At 66.6% G+C, this 904-nt stretch carries 1 protein-coding gene; it reads left to right on the top strand.

All coding sequences use genetic code 11. The annotated features are described in order from the left end of the window. Positions 1-904 (top strand): efflux RND transporter permease subunit (locus JMF90_RS38680; protein WP_201326508.1); only part of this gene is annotated, 904 nt, incomplete at both ends.

Genomic DNA, 904 nt, shown 5'->3' with positions numbered 1-904 from the left:
AAAAGCGCATGCAGGAGCTGCGCTGGTACGACCGCACCGAGACCTATACGCGCCCGGGCCTCGCGATCACGACACTGACGCTGCTCGACAGCACACCGCCGTCGGAGGTGCAGGAGCAGTTCTACCAGGCACGGAAAAAGATCGGCGACGAGGCGACCAACCTGCCGGCCGGCGTGATCGGTCCGATGGTCAACGACGAATACGCAGACGTCACGTTCGCGCTGTTCGCGCTGAAGGCCAGGGGCGAACCGCAGCGCCTGCTGGTGCGCGACGCCGAAGCGTTGCGCCAGCGGCTGCTGCACGTGGCGGGCGTGAAGAAGGTCGACATCATCGGCGAGCAGCCCGAGCGCATCTACGTGCAGTTGTCGCACGACCGGCTCGCGACGCTCGGCGTGAGCCCGCAGGAGGTGTTCGCCGCGCTCAACGGCCAGAACGTGCTGACGGCGGCCGGCTCCGTCGAGACGCGCGGGCCGGAGATCTTCATTCGCGTGGACGGCGCGTTCGACAAGCTGCAGAAGATCCGCGACACGCCGATCGTCTCGCAGGGGCGCACGCTGAAGCTGTCGGACATCGCGACCGTCGAGCGCGGTTACGAAGATCCGTCGACGTTCTTGATCCGCAACAACGGCGAACCCGCGCTGCTGCTGGGCATCGTGATGCGCGACGGCTGGAACGGACTCGACCTCGGCCGTGCGCTGGACCACGAAGTCGGCGCAATCAATGCGGGGCTGCCGCTCGGCATGAGCCTGACCAAGGTCACCGATCAATCGGTCAACATCAGCTCGGCCGTCGACGAGTTCATGGTGAAGTTCTTCGCCGCGCTGCTCGTCGTCATGCTGGTGAGCTTCGTCAGCATGGGTTGGCGCGTGGGCCTCGTGGTCGCCGCGGCCGTGCCGCTGACGCT

Origin of the sequence: Burkholderia sp. E168m23, assembly GCF_016586125.1 — a bacterium.
GTDB classification, from domain to species: domain Bacteria; phylum Pseudomonadota; class Gammaproteobacteria; order Burkholderiales; family Burkholderiaceae; genus Burkholderia; species Burkholderia orbicola.
Note: the sequence above shows the minus strand (reverse complement) of the source record. Positions and strands in the feature narration are given on the sequence as shown.